The sequence below is a fragment of the Pseudarthrobacter sp. WHRI 8279 genome, assembly GCF_040224115.2.
Classification (GTDB): domain Bacteria; phylum Actinomycetota; class Actinomycetes; order Actinomycetales; family Micrococcaceae; genus Arthrobacter.
Genome location: NZ_CP168162.1, coordinates 3922195 through 3939250, shown reverse-complemented (window position 1 = coordinate 3939250; position 17056 = coordinate 3922195). Strand labels below are relative to the sequence as shown.

15 protein-coding genes are annotated in these 17056 nt (G+C 66.6%); 7 read left to right on the top strand and 8 right to left on the bottom strand.

Features of this window, described 5'->3' with window-relative positions:
- Positions 1-3: 3 nt before the first annotated feature.
- Positions 4-903, bottom strand: coding sequence for a glycerophosphodiester phosphodiesterase family protein (locus ABRP28_RS18030; protein WP_350001039.1), 900 nt, complete (start codon positions 901-903; stop codon positions 4-6).
- Between the two features lie 49 nt (positions 904-952).
- Here ABRP28_RS18030 and ABRP28_RS18025 point away from each other — a divergent pair, with 49 nt between their 5' ends.
- Complete coding sequence (locus ABRP28_RS18025; RefSeq protein ID WP_350001041.1) at positions 953-2311, top strand: DUF445 domain-containing protein; 1359 nt, start codon at positions 953-955, stop codon at positions 2309-2311.
- A 21-nt stretch (positions 2312-2332) separates the two neighbouring features.
- Here the strand turns inward: ABRP28_RS18025 and ABRP28_RS18020 are convergent, their stop codons facing one another.
- Together ABRP28_RS18020 and ABRP28_RS18015 are read right to left on the bottom strand one after the other, a co-directional pair.
- Positions 2333-3082 (bottom strand): 5-oxoprolinase subunit PxpA, encoded by a 750-nt coding sequence (locus ABRP28_RS18020; protein WP_350001042.1) that lies wholly within the window; start codon positions 3080-3082, stop codon positions 2333-2335.
- The gene (locus tag ABRP28_RS18015) at positions 3066-3875 is read right to left on the bottom strand and encodes a hypothetical protein (protein WP_350001043.1); all 810 of its coding nucleotides are present in this window, start codon (positions 3873-3875) and stop codon (positions 3066-3068) included. Before ABRP28_RS18015 ends, ABRP28_RS18020 begins: the two co-directional genes overlap by 17 nt.
- A gap of 161 nt (positions 3876-4036) precedes the next feature.
- Between ABRP28_RS18015 and ABRP28_RS18010 the strand changes: the two genes are divergently transcribed.
- Positions 4037-5335, top strand: coding sequence for an MFS transporter (locus tag ABRP28_RS18010; protein ID WP_350001045.1), 1299 nt, complete (start codon positions 4037-4039; stop codon positions 5333-5335).
- Between the two features lie 21 nt (positions 5336-5356).
- On the opposite strand, the gene ABRP28_RS18005 is transcribed toward ABRP28_RS18010, so the two are convergent.
- From ABRP28_RS18005 to ABRP28_RS17995, 3 genes are all read right to left on the bottom strand, one after another.
- Positions 5357-7699, bottom strand: coding sequence for a glycosyl hydrolase family 65 protein (locus ABRP28_RS18005; RefSeq protein WP_350001047.1), 2343 nt, complete (start codon positions 7697-7699; stop codon positions 5357-5359).
- Between the two features lie 129 nt (positions 7700-7828).
- Positions 7829-8581 carry an HAD-IA family hydrolase gene (locus ABRP28_RS18000; RefSeq protein ID WP_350001049.1) on the bottom strand — a complete coding sequence of 251 codons (753 nt, stop codon included), beginning with the start codon at positions 8579-8581 and terminating at the stop codon, positions 7829-7831.
- A gap of 413 nt (positions 8582-8994) precedes the next feature.
- The gene (locus ABRP28_RS17995; RefSeq protein ID WP_350001050.1) at positions 8995-9639 is read right to left on the bottom strand and encodes a phospholipase; all 645 of its coding nucleotides are present in this window, start codon (positions 9637-9639) and stop codon (positions 8995-8997) included.
- A 264-nt stretch (positions 9640-9903) separates the two neighbouring features.
- On the opposite strand from ABRP28_RS17995, the gene ABRP28_RS17990 reads away from it, so the two are divergent.
- The 5 genes from ABRP28_RS17990 (at position 9904) to ABRP28_RS17970 (ending at position 14740) form a co-directional block, all read left to right on the top strand.
- The gene (locus ABRP28_RS17990) at positions 9904-10161 is read left to right on the top strand and encodes a DUF6458 family protein (protein ID WP_104185568.1); all 258 of its coding nucleotides are present in this window, start codon (positions 9904-9906) and stop codon (positions 10159-10161) included.
- A 363-nt stretch (positions 10162-10524) separates the two neighbouring features.
- Positions 10525-11331 carry a DeoR/GlpR family DNA-binding transcription regulator gene (locus tag ABRP28_RS17985; RefSeq protein ID WP_350001053.1) on the top strand — a complete coding sequence of 269 codons (807 nt, stop codon included), beginning with the start codon at positions 10525-10527 and terminating at the stop codon, positions 11329-11331.
- Positions 11328-12335 carry a hexose kinase gene (locus ABRP28_RS17980; RefSeq protein ID WP_350001054.1) on the top strand — a complete coding sequence of 336 codons (1008 nt, stop codon included), beginning with the start codon at positions 11328-11330 and terminating at the stop codon, positions 12333-12335. The genes ABRP28_RS17985 and ABRP28_RS17980 overlap by 4 nt, the downstream gene beginning before the upstream one ends.
- Before the next feature lie 2 nt (positions 12336-12337).
- The gene (locus ABRP28_RS17975) at positions 12338-14398 is read left to right on the top strand and encodes a fructose-specific PTS transporter subunit EIIC (RefSeq protein WP_350001055.1); all 2061 of its coding nucleotides are present in this window, start codon (positions 12338-12340) and stop codon (positions 14396-14398) included.
- Between the two features lie 63 nt (positions 14399-14461).
- Positions 14462-14740 (top strand): HPr family phosphocarrier protein, encoded by a 279-nt coding sequence (locus tag ABRP28_RS17970; protein WP_104185572.1) that lies wholly within the window; start codon positions 14462-14464, stop codon positions 14738-14740.
- An 85-nt stretch (positions 14741-14825) separates the two neighbouring features.
- On the opposite strand, the gene ABRP28_RS17965 is transcribed toward ABRP28_RS17970, so the two are convergent.
- Positions 14826-15671 carry a class I SAM-dependent methyltransferase gene (locus ABRP28_RS17965; RefSeq protein ID WP_350001057.1) on the bottom strand — a complete coding sequence of 282 codons (846 nt, stop codon included), beginning with the start codon at positions 15669-15671 and terminating at the stop codon, positions 14826-14828.
- Positions 15672-15881: 210 nt separating this feature from the next.
- Positions 15882-17045, bottom strand: a complete 1164-nt coding sequence (locus ABRP28_RS17960) for a Ku protein (protein ID WP_350001062.1) — start codon at positions 17043-17045, stop codon at positions 15882-15884.
- Between the last annotated feature and the right edge of the window lie 11 nt (positions 17046-17056).

Below are 17056 nucleotides of genomic sequence, written 5' to 3'. Positions count from 1 at the left end.
CCCCTACCTTCCCTGCGGCGAGGCGACCTGCAGCTGGCCCAGGACCCGGGCCGGGACATTGGTGGTGATCTCCTGGATCCCCAATCCCGCACACAGTGCAACGTCCTGCTCGGAATCCACGGTCCACACGCGGAAGCGCCGGCCACCGGCGAGCCAGCGCTGGACGGCAGCGGGATGCCGGCGCACATAGTCGATGCCTGGCCCGGCGAGGCCCACCTGGCCGTTGTCCAGGATCCGCTCGGCTTCGGCCTGGGTTGCCCTCATCAGGTTGGCAATTGCGCCGCCGGTGATCATCCCGAACCCCAGTCCGCCTCGGATCGCCCGGATGTCCACGTCGTCCACCAACTGGCAGATGTATTCAGGCGGAACTGATTCGAGCAGGTGCCGGACGGAGTCCGGGCTGAAACTCATGAAGGTCACCGCCACGTTGTCCACGGCAGAACTTTTAGGGTCCCACCCCTCGCTCCGCAGCACCTCAAGGACCCGGTCCTCCAGCTTGAGCTGGTACGGGCTGGGGTGCTTGAGCTCGATGGCCAGTTTCACCGGCCGGCCGGCACCGCGGAGGATCGCCAGGAGTTCCGGCAGGGTCAGCAGCTGCTCTGACCGGGCACCGTATGCCTCCGGGATGCGGACGCCCTTCCACGATGACACGTCCAGGTGCCGCAGCTCCCGCAGCGTGCGCTCGGCTACGGGCCCTGTTCCGTCCGAGGTCCGGTCCAGGTTGGCGTCATGCAGGAGGACAACGTGCTGGTCCCGCGTGAGGTGGACGTCGCACTCCACGCCGTCGGCGCCGTCGGCCAGGGCCTGCAGGTAGGCGGCCCGGGTGTGTTCGGCGAACGCGGCGCTGGAGCCGCGGTGGGCAAAGACCAACGGCCGTTGCGGCGCTGACTCGTCAGTAGTCATGCAGACACGGTAGCCGACCGGCCCCGTGCTGCGGGACTAGGCTTGGCACATGCAGGTGAACTCTGAGCCAACTACCCGCGAAGCACCCGGCGGGCCCACCCCGTCCGCACCGCTGCCCGCAAGGGGCCAGGCGGAGGCGCGGGCCGCCGTCGGCCACCAACTGAGCGCGGGCGACGCCGAAAAGGCGGCAGCGCTGCGGAAAATGAAGATGGTGGCGCTGGGGCTGCTGCTGGTGATGGCGGTGATCTTCGTCTTCGCGTTCGCGCTGCAGAAGGAATACCCGTGGCTCCAGTACGTCCGCGCGGCTGCCGAGGGCGGCATGGTGGGCGCGCTGGCTGACTGGTTCGCTGTCACGGCACTGTTCAAGTACCCCATGGGCATCAAGATCCCGCATACCGCCATCATTCCGCGCCGGAAGGACCAGATCGGCGCCTCGCTGGGCGAGTTCGTTGAGACCAACTTCCTCTCGGAGCAGGTGGTCCAGGACAAACTTGCCAGCGTCAATATCGCCCGCCGGGCGGGTGAGTGGCTTGCCACGCCTGCCGGTTCCGAGCGGGTGGCCAAGGAAGGCGCCGCCGTCATCCGCGGCCTGTTCAAAGTACTGAATGACGACGACGTCCAGGCGGTCATCGAGGGAATGGTGCGTAAGCACCTCCTGACTCCGCCGTGGGGACCCCCCGTGGGCAAGATGGCCGAGCGGATTTTCCACGACGGGCACCACCACAAGCTGGTGGACCTGCTGGTGGACCGCGCCGCCGACTGGGTGGATGACAACCACGAAACGGTCACCCACCTTGTGTCCGACCGCTCCCCCACCTGGGTGCCGCAGTTTGTGGACGGCCTGGTGGGCGACAAGGTCTATGTGGAGATCCTCAAGTTCGTCCGGGCCGTGCAGGCCGACCCCAACCACCAGGTCCGGCAGTCCATCGACAAATACCTGAACGACCTTGCCCAGGACCTGCAGCATGATCCTGTGATGATCGCCCGCGCCGAGGACATCAAGGCGCAGGTCCTCGGCGATCCCGAGGTGCGTGAACTGGCTTCCCGCACGTGGGGCACCGTCAAGAACGCGCTGCTTGGTGCAGTGGACGATCCCGACAGCGAACTGACAGTGAAGTTCAAGGCGGCCGTGCGGGACTTCGGCTCCCGGCTGGTCAGCGATCCCGAGCTGGCCGGCAAGGTCAACGCGTGGATCGGCGACGCAGCCGGCTACCTGGTGCGGACCTACCGGTCGGATATTGCCGGGGTCATCACGGACACCGTGGCCCGCTGGGATGCCGAGGAAACGTCGCAGAAGATTGAGCTCCAGGTGGGCAAGGACCTGCAGTTCATCCGGATCAACGGCACCGTGGTGGGTGCGCTGGCCGGGCTTGCGATCTTTACGGTGGCGCACCTGATCTTCGGCTGACCACCGGCCGGCAGGAAACTGCTACGCGAAGGACTCCAGGTCAATGCCGGCGGCTTCCAGCCCTGCCCGGACGGCAGCAGCCATCTCCACGGCACCCGGGGTGTCGCCGTGGATGCAGAGGGAATCGGGCCCGACCTGCACCACTGTTCCGTCCACAGCCACCACCTCGCCCTTGGCAGCCAGCCGCACGGCCCGCTCAACAATCGCGTCGACATCGTGCAGCACGGCGCCCTCCTCCGAGCGCGGAAGCAGCGTGCCGTCCGCCCGGTAGGCGCGGTCCACGAAGGCCTCGACGAACACCGGGTGCCCGGCGTCCCTGGCCTGCTTCAGGAGCTCGGAGTCCGGCAGCCCCAGGATGGGCAGGCCGGGATCGTAGGCGTTTACTGCCGCCACCACGGCCGAAGCCTGTTCGGCATCGTGGACCAGCCGGTTGTACAGGGCGCCGTGCGGCTTCACGTAGTCCACGGAGGCACCCACGGCGTGGGCAACGCCGTCGAGCGCCCCCAACTGGTACAGCACGTCGCCGAAGAGCTCGTCGAAGCTCATGTCCAGCGAGCGGCGGCCGAAGCCGGCCAGGTCCCGGTACCCCACATGGGCGCCGACGGTCACATCGAGTTCATAGGCGGCGCGGCAGCTGTCCAGCATGGTGACGGGGTCCCCGGCGTGGAAGCCGCATGCCACATTGGCGCTGGTGACCAGCCGGAACATCGCGGGGTCGTCCCCCATCCGCCAGGAGCCGAATGATTCGCCAAGGTCAGCGTTGAGATCCAAGAGTGTTGCCTTCCAGCGTCGGGGTGTCCTGGGCCGCCGCGGCAGCCGTGAGCTCTCCGGGGATGGTGTCCGGCATGGGTCCAAACGCCTCCTTGGCGTTGGCCACCACCGCACGGCCCATCACGAGGTTACCGGCTCCGCCCACCACGGCCCCGATCCCGAACGGCAGTGCCCGGCCGAACAGGGCGGATCCTTGCCGCTTGAGGAGGTTCTTGAGGAAGGCCTTCTGGATCCTGCTCCGGATGCTGCCGAAGCCCGGCACCATCGACTTGGACAGGACGTTGCCCCAGGCGTTGTTGGCGTTCATTTCCCTCCCGGCAGCCTGGCCGCTGAGCGTCCCGATGAGGGCTGTCCCTTCCTCGCCCAGCATGATGGCCATGACCATGGTGCTGGCCTTCTCCGGGTTGGTGAGCCGGATCCCGTGCAGCTCCGCCAGCGAGGTGGAGTAGAGGGCTGTTGCTTCCAGGAACCCGACCGTCGCGGCGGCAGACAGTCCGAGGGATGCCACGGTGCCCACGCCGGGCACGACGGCGGTAGCACCTACCAGCGCACCGCCGCCGGTGACCGCGCGGAGGTAGTCGCGTTCCAGGATGTCGGCCAGCTGGGCTGCCGTGGCCCGGGGGTGTTTCTTCTGCAGCCGGCGGATGTAGGCCACCACCAGCGGGCGCTGGATCTCCACCGCTTTCAGGAGCATGTTGTGGACCCCGGGTTTGGGCTTCCCGTCTGCGTCGAACACCGCGTTGTGGGCGGTTTCCTGTGCTATCCGTACTGCGGGATTGCTGCGCCTGGCCATGGTCACCTCTGCTTGTCTCGGCGGTACGCCTGTACCGGAATTCCTAATACTAAGGTTGCTTAACATTAGGCCACCGCGGGAGGGGCCGCGTACCTGCCCGCGTCCATCCGGGGCCGGTGCCCGGGCTCCTCCGGAGTGAGCCCAAAGCCTAGACTTAGCCTATGCCCACCCCCAAGGCCCTGCGGCCCTTTGCCCACCGCGAGTACAGGGTCCTGATCGCAGCGCTTGCCATCTCAATTTTCGGTTCCGGCATGTGGGCCGTGGCCATGGTCTACCAGGTGATCCATTTGGGCGGCGGTCCGCTGGAACTGTCCCTGGTGGCCGCCGCCGGCAGCGTGGGCCTGGTGGCGTTCGTCCTGGCCGGCGGCATCGCCGCGGACAGGATCCCCCAGCGCCGGCTGATCATCGCCGTGGAGGGGGCCAACCTCGCGGTGATAGCGGCCGTCAGCGGATTGGCCATGACAGGCCTGCTGCAGCTGTGGCACATCGCAGCGGGGTCCTTTGTCCTTGGCGTCGGCGCGGCGTTCTTCTTTCCTGCCTACTCCGCAATCCTGCCGCGCATCCTTCCCGCCCAGGACCTGCTTGCAGCAAACGGAATGGAAGGGTCCATGCGCCCCGTCCTCCAGCAGGCGGCCGGTCCGGCCGTGGCGGGCATGGTGGTGGCTGCCCTCTCGCCGTCGCACGCGGTCACGGCGGTGGCGGCGTGCCACCTCCTGGCGTTCATCGTCCTGAACTTCCTGGGCCAGCACGCACTGGCCGCCCCGGCCGCCGGAGCGGACGGCGTTGAGGTGCCGAGGCAATCCTTCTTCCACGACCTTCGCGAGGGAGTGATCTACACCCTCGGCACCCCATGGCTGCTGTGGACCCTGTTGTGGGCGTGCATCTCGGTACTGTTCCTGATCGGGCCCATCGAGGTGCTGCTGCCGTTCGTGGTCCGGGACCAGCTGGACGGCGATTCCCGCATGTTCGGCTTCCTGCTGGCCGTGATGGGGGTCGGCGCCGCTCTTGGCTCGCTGTTGACGGCGTCCTTCCGGCTGCCGCGCCGCTACCTTACGGTGATGATGGTGTCCTGGGGTGCGGGCAGCCTGCCGCTGGCCGCCATCGGCGTCATGGACAGCTTCTGGGCAATCGCCGCGGCACTGTTCATCTTCGGCGCCACCGGCAGCGTGGGCATGGTCATCTGGGGCACCCTGCTCCAGCGGCGGGTACCACCGCACCTCCTGGGCCGGGTCTCCAGCCTGGATTTCTTCGTCTCGCTGGCCCTGATGCCGGTGTCCATGGCCCTGGCCGGGCCCGCGGCGGAGGTGCTGCCCATCTGGCTGATCTTCCTGGTGGCCGGCGGCGTCTGCCCGGTGATGGCGGTCATCGCCATGGCTGCTGCGCGGATGCCCGCCGATGAACTGGCCCACCCCCTGGACCAGGAACCCAGGCTGCAACGCACGACGGCGGCGGGAGACTAGGCTCCCGCCGCCGCCCCGCACTTAGCTGTTGGCACGCACCACCGGAATGCTCGCCGTCGGATGTCCGCTGGGGAACACCGTGGGCTCCGGCTGCGGCACGGGATCCAGCGCCACCTTCACGGGATCGGCGCCGATGATGAGCTCCCGGCCGCGGACATCAACCGCCAAGGGTTCCCCTTCAGAGACTGCCAGCGTGATGGAGCCGTTCCCGAGCTCCACCCGCAGCAGGCGGCCCTGGATCTTGAGATGGAAGTCCAATCCCTCCCATTCCGCGGGGAGGCGGGGGTCGAAGTAGGGAACCGGACCCTGGTCCCTTAGCCCGGCGAAACCGCAGACCAGGGAGCTCCAGACCCCGCCGGTGGAGGCAATGTGCACGCCGTCGATGGTGTTGCCGTGGGTGTCGTCAAGGTCGATGAACACGGCGTTGGTGAAGTGCTCCAGTGCCTCCCGGGAGTACCCCACCTCGGCCGCCATGATGCCCTGGACGCAGGCGGACAGCGTGGAATCGCCCGTTGTCAGCGGATCGTAGAAGTCGAAGGCCCGGTGCTTCTCCTCCGCCGTGAAGTCCTGCCACTGCAGGAACATCGCCAGGACGGTGTCCGCCTGCTTGAGGACCTGGTGGCGGTAGATCACCAGCGGGTGGAAGTGCAGCAGCAAAGGGTACTTGGACCGGGGCGTGTTCCAGTCCCAGGGTTCGAGGTGCATGAAGTCGTTGTCCTGGGAATGCACCTGCATCCGCTCATCGAAGGGCAGCTGCATGCGGCTCGCAGCCGCTTCCCACAACTGCCGCTCCTCGTCGGTGACGCCCGCATGCTCCAGGGCAGCGGCAGCCCGGAGGTTAAAGCGGGCCATCACGTTGGTGTAGAGGTTGTCATTGACCACGGCGGTGTACTCGTCAGGGCCCGTGACGCCATGGATATGGAAAAGCCCATCCTTGCCGAAGAAGCCCAGCGAGATCCACATGCGCGCCGTTTCAATCAGCAGTTCGGCGCCCATCCCGTCCCGGAACTCGGCGTCCTTCGTGGCCCACACGTACCGGTTGGTGGCAAAGGCGATGGCGGCCGCAATGTGGAACTGTGCCGTGCCGGCGGCGTAGTACGCACTCGCCTCGAGCCCGTTGATGGTGCGCCACGGGAACAGTGCACCGTCCACGCTCAGCTCCTTGGCCCGGACCTTGGCCTCGGGAAGCATGCCGTGGCGGAACTCAAGGACCCGCCGCGCGCCGTCGGGGTTGGTGTAGGTCAGGTAGGGCAGGAGGTAGACCTCCTGGTCCCAGAAATAGTGGCCCTCGTAGCCGGAACCTGTCACGCCCTTCGCGGGAATGCCGGCAACGTCCGCGCGCGCCGTCGCCTGGGCAAGCTGGAACAGGTTCCACCGGATGGCCTGCTGCAGCTCGGACTGGTTGGTCACCACGATGTCCGAGGTGGCCCAGTAGTTCCGGTAGTGCGCCTCGCTCTCGGCAAAGATGTCCGCTACCGGCCGCAGGCCTTCCTCGGCGGCAGCGGCCGGGTCCACTGACGGGTCCTGGATGGCCCGGCCGGCGGCGTAGCTGACGCTCTTTTCCAGGCGGAACGGCTCGCCGGGGCCAACCGCCAGGACATAGCGGACGCTGCTGTCGTCCTGGTCCACGAGGGTCTCGAACGGCTGATGGCCCGCGGAGGTCCAGTGGTCCACGGCGACGCCCACGCGCTGCTTGGATTCCGCGGCCTCCCAGGCCAGCCGGAGCGACCCGTCGCCGCCGTCAAGGCGAAGGGGCAGCAGGACGCGGCCTGCGTGCCGGCCTGCACGGCGGGGATCGTGGACGGAGTGGTCCTCCACCGGCTGGTCCTGCCGGTTGATCAATGAGGAGGTGACGTCCACGGACACCTCGCGGTCCGTGGCCACCTCAAGGGAGATGCCAAGGCTTCCCCGGGACGCGAAACCCACGGCGCGCCGCTCGGTGGTGGTGACCACGGCGCCGGAGCGGCACTGCCAGGTGATGCGGCATTCGTAGATGCCCGTGGAGAAGTCGACGGAGCGCCGGTAATCCAGCACCTCTGACTCAGCCAGGCTCAGAGACTCCCCGTCAAGGACGACCGTGAAGTTGTTGGCATCCGGGATGTAGAGGATGCGCTGGCCGGTGCGGGCGAAGCCAAAGGCGTTTTCCGCATGTTTGATGTCCCAGATTTCGTGCAGCCCGTTGATGAAGCTGCCTGGAAGGTCGGAATCGGCTGCGGCCCAGTGGGCGCCGCGGATGCCCAGGTGCCCGTTTCCGAGGGAAAAGAGGGTTTCCAGCGTCCCCTCGTTGCCCTGTTCGTGGCGTGTTTCCACGAGCTGCCAGGGGGTGTTGGGGAATCTTTCGCGGTCCGCGGAGATCAGGGCCATGGTGTTGGGTCCTTTGACGTGTGGCCGGGCAGCTGGTTTGCTGCCGGCCCGGGGGATATTGGGGGAAGGGTACTGACGGGAGCTGCCGGGGAAAGCAGCGGGCGCCGCCCGGGGGACGGCGGACGTTCTTTAGGGAAGCAGTTCCTTGAGGTCATTGACCACCAGGGTTGCGCCGGCGTCGAGAAGGGTCTGACGCCCTGCTCCACGGTCCACGCCGATGACGGAGTGGAAGGATCCGGCCTCCCCGGCCTGGACACCGGAGACTGCGTCCTCCACCACCACGCATTCCTCGCTCGGCAGGCCAAGCAGATGCGCTGCATACTCATAGGTGGCCGGGCTCGGCTTGCCGGGCAGGCCTTCGCCTGCGGCCACCACGCCGTCCACCACCACGGGGAAGCGCTCGCTGAGCCCGGCCGCCTGCAGGACGGCGGGTGCGTTGCGTGAGGAAGAGACGACGGCGACCTTCAGGCCGCGCTGCAGTACGGCTTCGAGGAAGCGGACAGAACCTTCGAAGGGCTCCACGCCGGTGCTCACGATGTCGTTGAAGATCCGGTTCTTCCGGTTCCCCAGGCCCTGCACGGTGGTGTTCGCGGGGTCATCGTCAGTGGGACCCTCGGGAAGCACAATCCCGCGTGAAGCCAGGAAGTCCCGCACGCCGTCGAAGCGTGGCTTGCCGTCGATGTGATCGAAGTAGTCGCTTTCGCTGTAACCGGCCACCTGTGGCTGCGACGCCAGGAAGCCCTCGAACAGTTCCTGCCAGGCCCGCTCGTGGACTGTGGCTGTGGGGGTCAGCACGCCGTCCAGGTCAAAGAGGATTGCCGACGCGCCGGCCCAGGCGGAGAGACCGCCGGTTGGATGGCCTGTTGCCGTGTTATCGCTCATGGGTGGTGGGTGTCCTTTCAGGACGGCGGGCAGCCTTGTACGGAAAGATGCAGCGGACGGAAGGATGCAGCGTAGGTGGCGGCGACGATGCCCGGATGCGCAGGAAATGCGGCAGGTCTTCGCTCACGGCGGGAACGTGGCGGCCTTGACCCTGCCGGCCCATGCACTTCTACCATCATGGGCATGCCGGCGCCCGGAGACAAGCCAGGCGGAACCGCCAGGGGTGCAGGCCTGGTACGGATCATCGGGCCGCAGCCCGCTGCAGTACATTCTCCGCACCGCGCCGATCTCCTGTTCACCCAGTCCAGTGCCGCTATCACGGCCGAAGACGAGTGTAAGCGCTTACAAATTTAGCCTGCAACTGTTTTTTCTTTGTGGGACAACGTGACGCACTTCACAAGGCCCGTGCGGCCTCACCGCCGGTTGTCGGTGGACCCCTCCGGCCGCAGCACGTAGTGGCGCAGGAACGAACTCACGTCCACCATTTCCGTCTTTGACATGGCGTGGCCCATGCCCGGGTACGTCCTGGCGGTGAGGAGGGTGTTCTCCTGCAGCCATTCCTGGGTGTACGCGATGGCGTCTTCATTGATGACCAGGTCAGCCTTGTCCCGCCCCCAGAAAAAGGGCGGCCGGGCATCAAAGGATTCAGTGAGGGAAAGCAGCTCGTTTTGCAGCACGAAGCCGGACAGCCCCACCACCGCTTCGTAGTCCTTGGGGTGGAGGCGCAGCAAGGTGCTGGCCATCGCCATTCCCTGGGAATATCCGAGCAGGCTTACGCTGCTGTGCTGGCCCTTGACGCTGTTGATCCAGGTTTGGACGGCGTTGGCTGCCTTGATGACGTCGGCGAAGTCGTTGGCCAGGAAGTAATCCAGCAGGAACCAGCCGTAGTGGTCACCGATGTCCATGGGGGCCCGCAGTGCCGCGCAGGTAAATTCCGCCGGCAGGTATTCGAAGAGGCGGACCATGCGGGACTCGTCCGTACCGTAGCCGTGCATCATGACAAGCAGCGGCGTACCCGCCCGCTGGTCTTCAGGCCTGGACCAAACAACTGTTTCCATCGGATCAGCCTATCGAGGCAGGCCGGGCCGGAGCCTGACGCCGTGCCGGGACCGGTTGGCTGTCCGACGGCGGCAACGCGGACTGAAACCCGGCAGGCACCGTCCCACCTTTCACAGTGGCCACAGCGCAACGAATGGGTTACGCACCGCCCGGGAGCATTGAACCCGGCAACCCGGCGGGGTAGCGTGACGCTTAACGGACAGCATGCTTAGCAACCGTCAACGGGTTATGACCAGGCCCGGCCCCCAATCAAGGAGCAACTCATGAGAATCGGATCCTCCATTTTCCTCATCGCACTCGGCGCCATCCTCGCGTGGGCGGTGGCTCCGGGCCTCATCCCGGCCGTGGACCAGGTCCTTATCGGCTACATCCTGATGGCCGTCGGCGTCATCGGCCTCATCGCCTCCCTCATCCTCGCTTCACCCGGCCGCAGCCGCCGCGTCAGCGAGACCCGCTCCGTGGTGGATCCCAACACGGGCGAACGCATCACCCGGAACGAAAGCCGCGACGGCGGACTCTAGGCACAAGGAAGTCCCGGCCGGATTGCCTGGCTGGACAAGGAATGAACCCGACGAGCCGGGCCGGACCATTGCGGTCCGGCCCGGCTTTTCGCTTCCCACCAGTGAGTTTTTGTCCAGATATGCAGGGTTCCGGGGCCGGGAAGTCCCCTTATCTGCCCAAAAACTCCAAGCGGATGAGGGGCACACTCCGCATGCACTTTGTTTCGTGTGGGTTTCCATTGACAAACCAACACAAGCAAAGATAAAGTCAAGTATCTCAACATCATGTGATGCCAGTCACCCCACTGATTCCAGGCTTGCGCATGGCATCGCGTGGGCACCGCAGGACCACCGCACCAACTGAACTTACGCAACGGAGGGTACGTGTTCGCCGAGGAGCGCCAGCAAAAGATTGCCGAGCTTGTTGCCGGCAGCGGCCGGGTCAGCGTGACCCTCCTGGCCGAGCGCTTCCGCATCACCACCGAAACCGTCCGCCGCGACCTTGCCACCCTCGAAACCGCGGGCACAGTCCGCCGCGTCCACGGCGGCGCCGTGGCCGCTGACCGCTTCAGCACCACGGAGGAAAGCGTCAACGAGCGGGCCATCCAGCGGCCTGACCAGAAGATCCGCATCGCCGAGGCTGCCCTGGCCCTCATTCCGCGGAACTCTGCGGGGAGCGTCCTGATCGACGGCGGAACCACCACCGAAGTCCTGGCCGACATGCTCTCCCGCCGCGCCGCCGTCGAACCTTCCGACGCAACGGAACCACGGGCGGAACTGGTTGCCATCACCCACGCCGTTCCCATCGCCGGCAAGCTGTCCAGCGTTCCCGGGATCGCCCTTGACGTCCTGGGCGGCCGGGTACGCGGCATCACCCAGGTGGCCGTAGGGCAGGCAACCGTGGAGGCTGCCGGCAAACTCCGTCCCGACATCGCCTTCATCGGCACCAACGGGATCCACGCAAGTTTTGGCCTGAGCACACCCGATCCTGAAGAAGCCGCCGTTAAGGCAGCCTTCGTCCGTTCGGCCCGCCGCATTGTGGTGCTGGCCGATTCCTCCAAGCTGGACACGGAAACCCTGGTCCAGTTCGCCTCCCTGAAAGATCTGGACACCTTGATTACAGACAGCCAACCAGGCCCGGAACTCGCGGCCGCCCTGGAAGAAGCCGGCGTTGACGTGGTGATCGCATGATCGTCACGTTCACCGCCAACCCAAGCCTGGACCGCACGGTTGCACTTCCCGGTCCCCTGGAACGGGGCGAAGTGCAGCGTGCCGTCTCCGTCAGCCAGGAATCGGGGGGCAAGGGAGTCAACGTTTCGCGCGCGCTCGTCGCCTCCGGCCTGGAATCCGTGGCGGTGCTTCCCGGCGCCGACAGCGACCCCGTCCTCGCGGGCCTGCGGGAAATCGGGGTGCCGTTCGTATCGCTCCCCATCGATGAGCCGCTGCGCACCAACGTTGCCCTCACCGAGCCCGGCGGCGTGACCACCAAGATCAACGAACCCGGCCCCAGGCTGGACGAGGACCAGCAGGAGGCCCTCATCAAGCTGCTGCTGGAAAGCTCGCGCGGCGCCAGCTGGGTGGTCCTGGCCGGTTCCCTCCCGCCGGGGTTCCCGGCAGACTTCTACGCCACGGCGGCCCGGCGGATCCGCGCGGCCGGAAACGGCAGCGCCCCGCGCATCGCCGTGGACTCCTCCGGAGCGCCGCTCGCCGCGGCGATGTCCGGAGACGGTACCGGCGCTGACGGGACCCCCACTGGTTCCGGGAAACCGGACCTCCTCAAACCCAACGCCGAAGAACTGGCGGAACTGGCTGCTGCAGCCGGCTTTGCCACGGCCACCGCTGACGAACTGGAAGCGGATCCGGTGGCTGCCGCGGCAGCCGCCGCCGCCGTCGTGCGTTCCGGTGTGGGTGCTGTGCTGGCAACTCTCGGTTCCAAGGGAGCTGTCCTGGTAACGGCCGACGGCGCGTGGCTGGCCACGCATCCGCCGGTCGCCGCGGTCAGCACGGTAGGCGCGGGAGACTCCGCGCTTGCCGGCTACCTGCTCGCCCACGGCCAGGGCGCCGCCCCGGCCGACTGCCTTCGACAGGCTGTGGCCCACGGTGCCGCAGCCGCCTCCCTGCCCGGTTCCACCGTTCCGGCAGTACACCAAACCACCCCGGATGCCGTAACCATCACGGCCCTTCGAAAGGATTGACAGTGACCCAGCTCATCACCACGGAACTGGTCGAGCTCGACCAGAACCTGGGCAACTCCCCCGAAGCGGTGATCCGGCACCTGGCAAGCAAGGTTGCTGCCACCGGACGCGCATCAGAAGTCGAAGGCCTCTTCGCCGACGCCTTCGCCCGCGAGCAGAAGACCGCCACCGGCATCCCCGGCGGCATCGCCATCCCGCACTGCCGCTCGGCCGCCGTCACCGAACCCACCCTGGCCATGGCCCGCCTGAACCCCAAGGTGGACTTCGGGGCAAAGGACGGCCCCGCGGACCTGATCTTCTTCATCGCGGCACCGGACGGAGCAGACCAGGCGCACCTGAAGCTGCTCTCCAAGCTCGCCCGGTCCCTCATCAAGAAGGACTTCACCGCAGCCCTGCGCAACGCCTCCTCGCGCGAGGAGATCGTGGAACTGGTGGACGGCGCACTGGCTGACAAGCCGGCCGCCCACGCAGCCGCTGCCCCCACGGATGCTGCGCCCGCTGCTGCCCCGACAGCTGCTACACCTGCTGCCGCCGGTTCTTCTGCCGCCGGGGCCGCCCCCGCAGCCGGGCCCAAGCGCCTGGTGGCCGTAACTGCTTGCCCCACCGGCATCGCCCACACCTACATGGCTGCCGACTCGCTCGTCGCCGCTGCCCAGGAAATGGGCGTGGACCTCCAGGTGGAAACCCAGGGCTCCTCCGGCGCCAAGCCGCTGGACCCCGCCGTGATCGCTGCTGCTGACGCCGTCATCTTCGCGGTGGACGTGGACGTACGCGGCAAGGAGCGCTTCGCCGGCAAACCGGTGATCAACGCACCGGTCAAGCGCGGCATCGACGAGCCCGCCAAGATGGTCCAGGAAGCCCTGGCTGCTGCGGACAACCCCAACGCCCGCCGGGTTCCGCACTTCGGTGCCGAGGAACAGGCAGAGCACGACGCCGAGGAAAAGGGCGAGCACATCGGCCAGAAGCTCAAGCGGGCCCTGCTGACCGGCGTGAGCTACATGATCCCGTTCGTCGCGGGCGGCGGCCTGCTGATCGCCCTGGGCTTCCTGCTGGGCGGCTACGACATCACCGACGTAGCGGACACCGTGGTGGTGGAGAACAACTTCGGGAACCTTCCCGAAGGTGGCCTCGCCATCTACCTCGGTGCTGTGCTGTTCAAGATCGGCGCCCTGTCCATGGGCTTCCTGGTTCCGGCGCTGGCCGGCTACATCGCCTACGCCATTGCCGACAGGCCCGGCATCGCACCGGGCTTCGTCGCCGGCGCGGTCTCCGGGTTCATGGGCGCAGGCTTCCTGGGCGGCATCGTGGGCGGCCTGCTGGCCGGTTACATGGCACACCTGATCGGAACCTGGACCGTCCCCAGGTGGCTGCGCGGCCTGATGCCGGTTGTCATCATCCCGCTGCTCGCCTCCATTTTCGCCTCCGGCCTGATGTTCCTGGTCCTCGGCGGTCCCATCGCAGGCCTGACGCTGGCCCTCAACGGCTGGCTGTCCGGAATGACCGGCGCCTCCGCCGTCGTCCTGGGCATTATCCTCGGCCTGATGATGTGCTTTGACCTCGGCGGCCCGGTCAACAAGGTGGCCTACGCCTTCGCCGTCGCCGGCCTGAGCGCCGGCAGCGCAGACAACCAGGCGCCGTGGCAGATCATGGCAACCGTCATGGCCGCCGGCATGGTTCCGCCCCTGGCTATGGCCCTGGCCACGGTCCTGGACAAGAAGCTCTTCAGCCTGGCCGAGCGTGAAAACGGCAAGGCCGCCTGGCTGTTGGGTGCATCTTTTATTTCCGAAGGTGCCATCCCGTTCGCCGCGGCCGACCCACTGCGCGTTATCCCCGCGAGCATGCTGGGCGGTGCCCTCACCGGCGCGCTGACCATGGCCTTCGGCGTCACATCGCAGGCACCCCACGGCGGCATCTTCGTGTTCTTCGCCATCGGCAACGTGCTGATGTTCGTACTCTCGATCATTGCCGGTACCATCGTCACAGCCCTGGCCGTGGTGGCACTGAAGCGCTGGGCAGCCCCCAAGACCGCTGATACCGTGGAACCCGTTCCCGCAACGGTCTGACCCCAACCACCACAGCTATCCGGCACTGGACCTACAGCAAGCCGAAAGACAAAAGGAGCAACAATGCCAGAACGCACCGCAACCGTCGCCAGCCGAGTAGGCCTGCACGCCCGCCCCGCCGCCATCTTTGCCGAGGCAGCAGGAGAGTACGACCTGGACATCACCATCGCACGTGAAGGCGAGCCGGCCGACGAGGCCATGGATGCTGCCAGCATCCTTTCCCTCATGAGCCTGGGAGCCTCACACGGCGACGTTGTGGTCCTCCGCGCAGAGGGCGACGGCGCTGACGATGCGCTGAACCACCTGGTCCAGATCCTGGAAACGGATCACGACGCCGAGTAGCGCACCCGCTTCAGCGGCCGCCGTCGGGCCTTCCCTTCCCGGGAAACGCCCGACGGCGGCCGCTGGCTTTTAAGCCCTTCCTTGCCTATTTGGCCTTCTTGGCTGTGAACAGCAGATACTCCCACTCCATCTGGAAGGGAGAGTCGCCATGGGCATCGCCGAACGAATCAGCCAGTTCAGTCAGTGCCTGGTCCAGGGCTTTGACCTTGTCCGCGTCCTCCCCAATGTATTTGTAGACGGAGATGGTGGGGCCGTAGTGGGATTTGAAGTAGCGGACAAAATCGCCGGGCTGGTGGAAGCTCCGCACAGCCAGTGTCTGCTTGCGTGACGCGGTGTCCGTGATCCCGTCCCCCAGCAGTTCGCGGACGTGGTCCTCGCTCCCCCACAGCGGCGCCGGCTGGGCGCCGGGCGGAGGCGGGGGTGCGAAAGGCTTCATGGTGGCGAACATCTTGCCGATGAACCCGTCCGGAGTCCAGTGGAGGAGTCCGATGGTGCCGCCCGGCTTGCACACCCTCAAGAGTTCGTCAGCCGCCTGCTGATGATGGGGAGCGAACATGACGCCAAGGCAGGACATCACGACGTCGAACTCGGCGTCAGCGAACGGCAGGGCTTCCGCGTCGGCCTCCTTCCAGTCCAGGCTGACACCCCGGTTGGCTGCCTCACGCCGGCCGGCCTCGAAAAGCTCAGGGGTGAGATCACTGGCCACCACCTTTGCGCCCATCATCGCCGCCGGAATGGCCGCATTGCCTGATCCGGCGGCGACATCCAGCACGCTGTTGCGCGACGTGATGCCGCAGGCTTCCACCAGGATGGCGCCCAACTCCAGGAGCATCTCGTCTGCGAGGGCCGGGTAGTCGCCGGAGGCCCACATGGCCCGGTGCTTCTGTTTGAGCTCCCGGTCCGCCGTGGCTGCGTCCGTCTGATCGTTCATTTCCGCGCCCCTCTCAGGTGGCAGGTCAGAGTGAGTGACAGCACGCTGTGGGCCACAGCGGAGGCTGTGATGCGACTCATTGTGGACGCCCCGGACGCCGCTGTAAAGGACCCGCCGCAAAGGGGCCGCCGCTACCGCAACGCAAGCAGCCTTAGTAGTTTCTTAGGCATGGCATTGAGCAAGGGAGCAGGCTCCGGAATCCGCGGACCATCACGCAGGCTTGCGCGCCCGCGTTCCTGTTGCCTTTCCCGCGGCGGTTTTCGCGGCAGGTTTTTCGGCGGACTTAGCGGTGGACCTGGCCGTACCGGATTTAGCGGCCGTGGACCTTGTCGCCGCGGGTTTGGACGCACCGGACTTGCTTGCCGTGCCCTTGGCACCGGAGGACGTCGCGGTGCCTGCCTTGTCATCATCCGATTTCGCGGAACTGGTGCTGCGGGCAGCAGGCTTCCCATCGGACTTGGCCGCGGCGGGTTTTGCGGACGCGGACCGCTTGCGCGCCGGCTTCGCTTCATCCCCGCCATCCCCGGCAGCACTGCCGGAGTCCCCGCCGGAGTCCTCTTCCGAGGTTCCTGCTGCGCCGGACCCGCCGCCGCGTTTCCGGTCGAGGCTGCGCTTCAGGGCCTCCATCAGGTCGATGACTTCGCCCTTGCCGCCCTCGCCCGCTTCCACCCCAAAGGTTTCCTCCGTGTCCAGGGATTCACCCTGCTCCAGCTTGGCCTCGATGAGCTGACGGAGCTGCACCTGGTACTCGTCAGTGAAAGAGGCGGGATCGAAATCCGCCGCCATGGACTCCACCAGGGCGGCGGACATGTCCCGTTCCTGCGCGCTGATCCGGACGTCCGCCTCCAAGGACGGGAAGTTCGCCTCGCGCACCTCGTCCGGCCAGAGCAGGGACTGGAGCACCAGGACATCGTCCTTGATCCGCAAAGCGCCGAGCCTCGTCTTCTCCCGCAGCGCGAACTGGACGATGGCCACCCTGTCCGTGTCCTCCAGCGCCCTGCGCAGCAGCACGTAGGCCTTGGGCGACTTGGAGTCCGGCTCCAGGTAATAGCTCTTCTCGAACATCATGGGTTCCAGCTGCTCCGACGGAACGAACTGGACCACTTCAATCTCGTGGCTGTTCTCGGCCGGAATCGCCTTGAGCTCGTCTTTGGACAGGACCACCGTCCGGCCGTCCTCCTCGAAGGCCTTCTCGATGTCCGAGTAGTCGATGACCTGGCTGCAGACCTCGCAGCGCCGCTGGTAGCGGATCCTGCCGCCGTCGGCGTTGTGGACCTGGTGCAGACTGATGTCATGATCCTCAGTGGCGCTGTAGACCTTCACAGGCACGTTGACCAGCCCGAACGCGATGGCACCCTTCCAAATGGCTCTCATTCATCAAGTGA

What these genes read in the sequence shown, in the direction of transcription:
- ABRP28_RS18030 (WP_350001039.1), bottom strand. Translation starts at nt 903, where the DNA reads ATGACTACTGACGAGTCAGCGCCGCAACGGCCGTTGGTCTTTGCCCAC.
- ABRP28_RS18025 (WP_350001041.1), top strand. Translation starts at nt 953, where the DNA reads ATGCAGGTGAACTCTGAGCCAACTACCCGCGAAGCACCCGGCGGGCCC.
- ABRP28_RS18015 (WP_350001043.1), bottom strand. Translation starts at nt 3,875, where the DNA reads ATGGCCAGGCGCAGCAATCCCGCAGTACGGATAGCACAGGAAACCGCC.
- ABRP28_RS18010 (WP_350001045.1), top strand. Translation starts at nt 4,037, where the DNA reads ATGCCCACCCCCAAGGCCCTGCGGCCCTTTGCCCACCGCGAGTACAGG.
- ABRP28_RS18005 (WP_350001047.1), bottom strand. Translation starts at nt 7,699, where the DNA reads ATGGCCCTGATCTCCGCGGACCGCGAAAGATTCCCCAACACCCCCTGG.
- ABRP28_RS18000 (WP_350001049.1), bottom strand. Translation starts at nt 8,581, where the DNA reads ATGAGCGATAACACGGCAACAGGCCATCCAACCGGCGGTCTCTCCGCC.
- ABRP28_RS17995 (WP_350001050.1), bottom strand. Translation starts at nt 9,639, where the DNA reads ATGGAAACAGTTGTTTGGTCCAGGCCTGAAGACCAGCGGGCGGGTACG.
- ABRP28_RS17990 (WP_104185568.1), top strand. Translation starts at nt 9,904, where the DNA reads ATGAGAATCGGATCCTCCATTTTCCTCATCGCACTCGGCGCCATCCTC.
- ABRP28_RS17980 (WP_350001054.1), top strand. Translation starts at nt 11,328, where the DNA reads ATGATCGTCACGTTCACCGCCAACCCAAGCCTGGACCGCACGGTTGCA.
- ABRP28_RS17970 (WP_104185572.1), top strand. Translation starts at nt 14,462, where the DNA reads ATGCCAGAACGCACCGCAACCGTCGCCAGCCGAGTAGGCCTGCACGCC.
- ABRP28_RS17965 (WP_350001057.1), bottom strand. Translation starts at nt 15,671, where the DNA reads ATGAACGATCAGACGGACGCAGCCACGGCGGACCGGGAGCTCAAACAG.
- ABRP28_RS17960 (WP_350001062.1), bottom strand. Translation starts at nt 17,045, where the DNA reads ATGAGAGCCATTTGGAAGGGTGCCATCGCGTTCGGGCTGGTCAACGTG.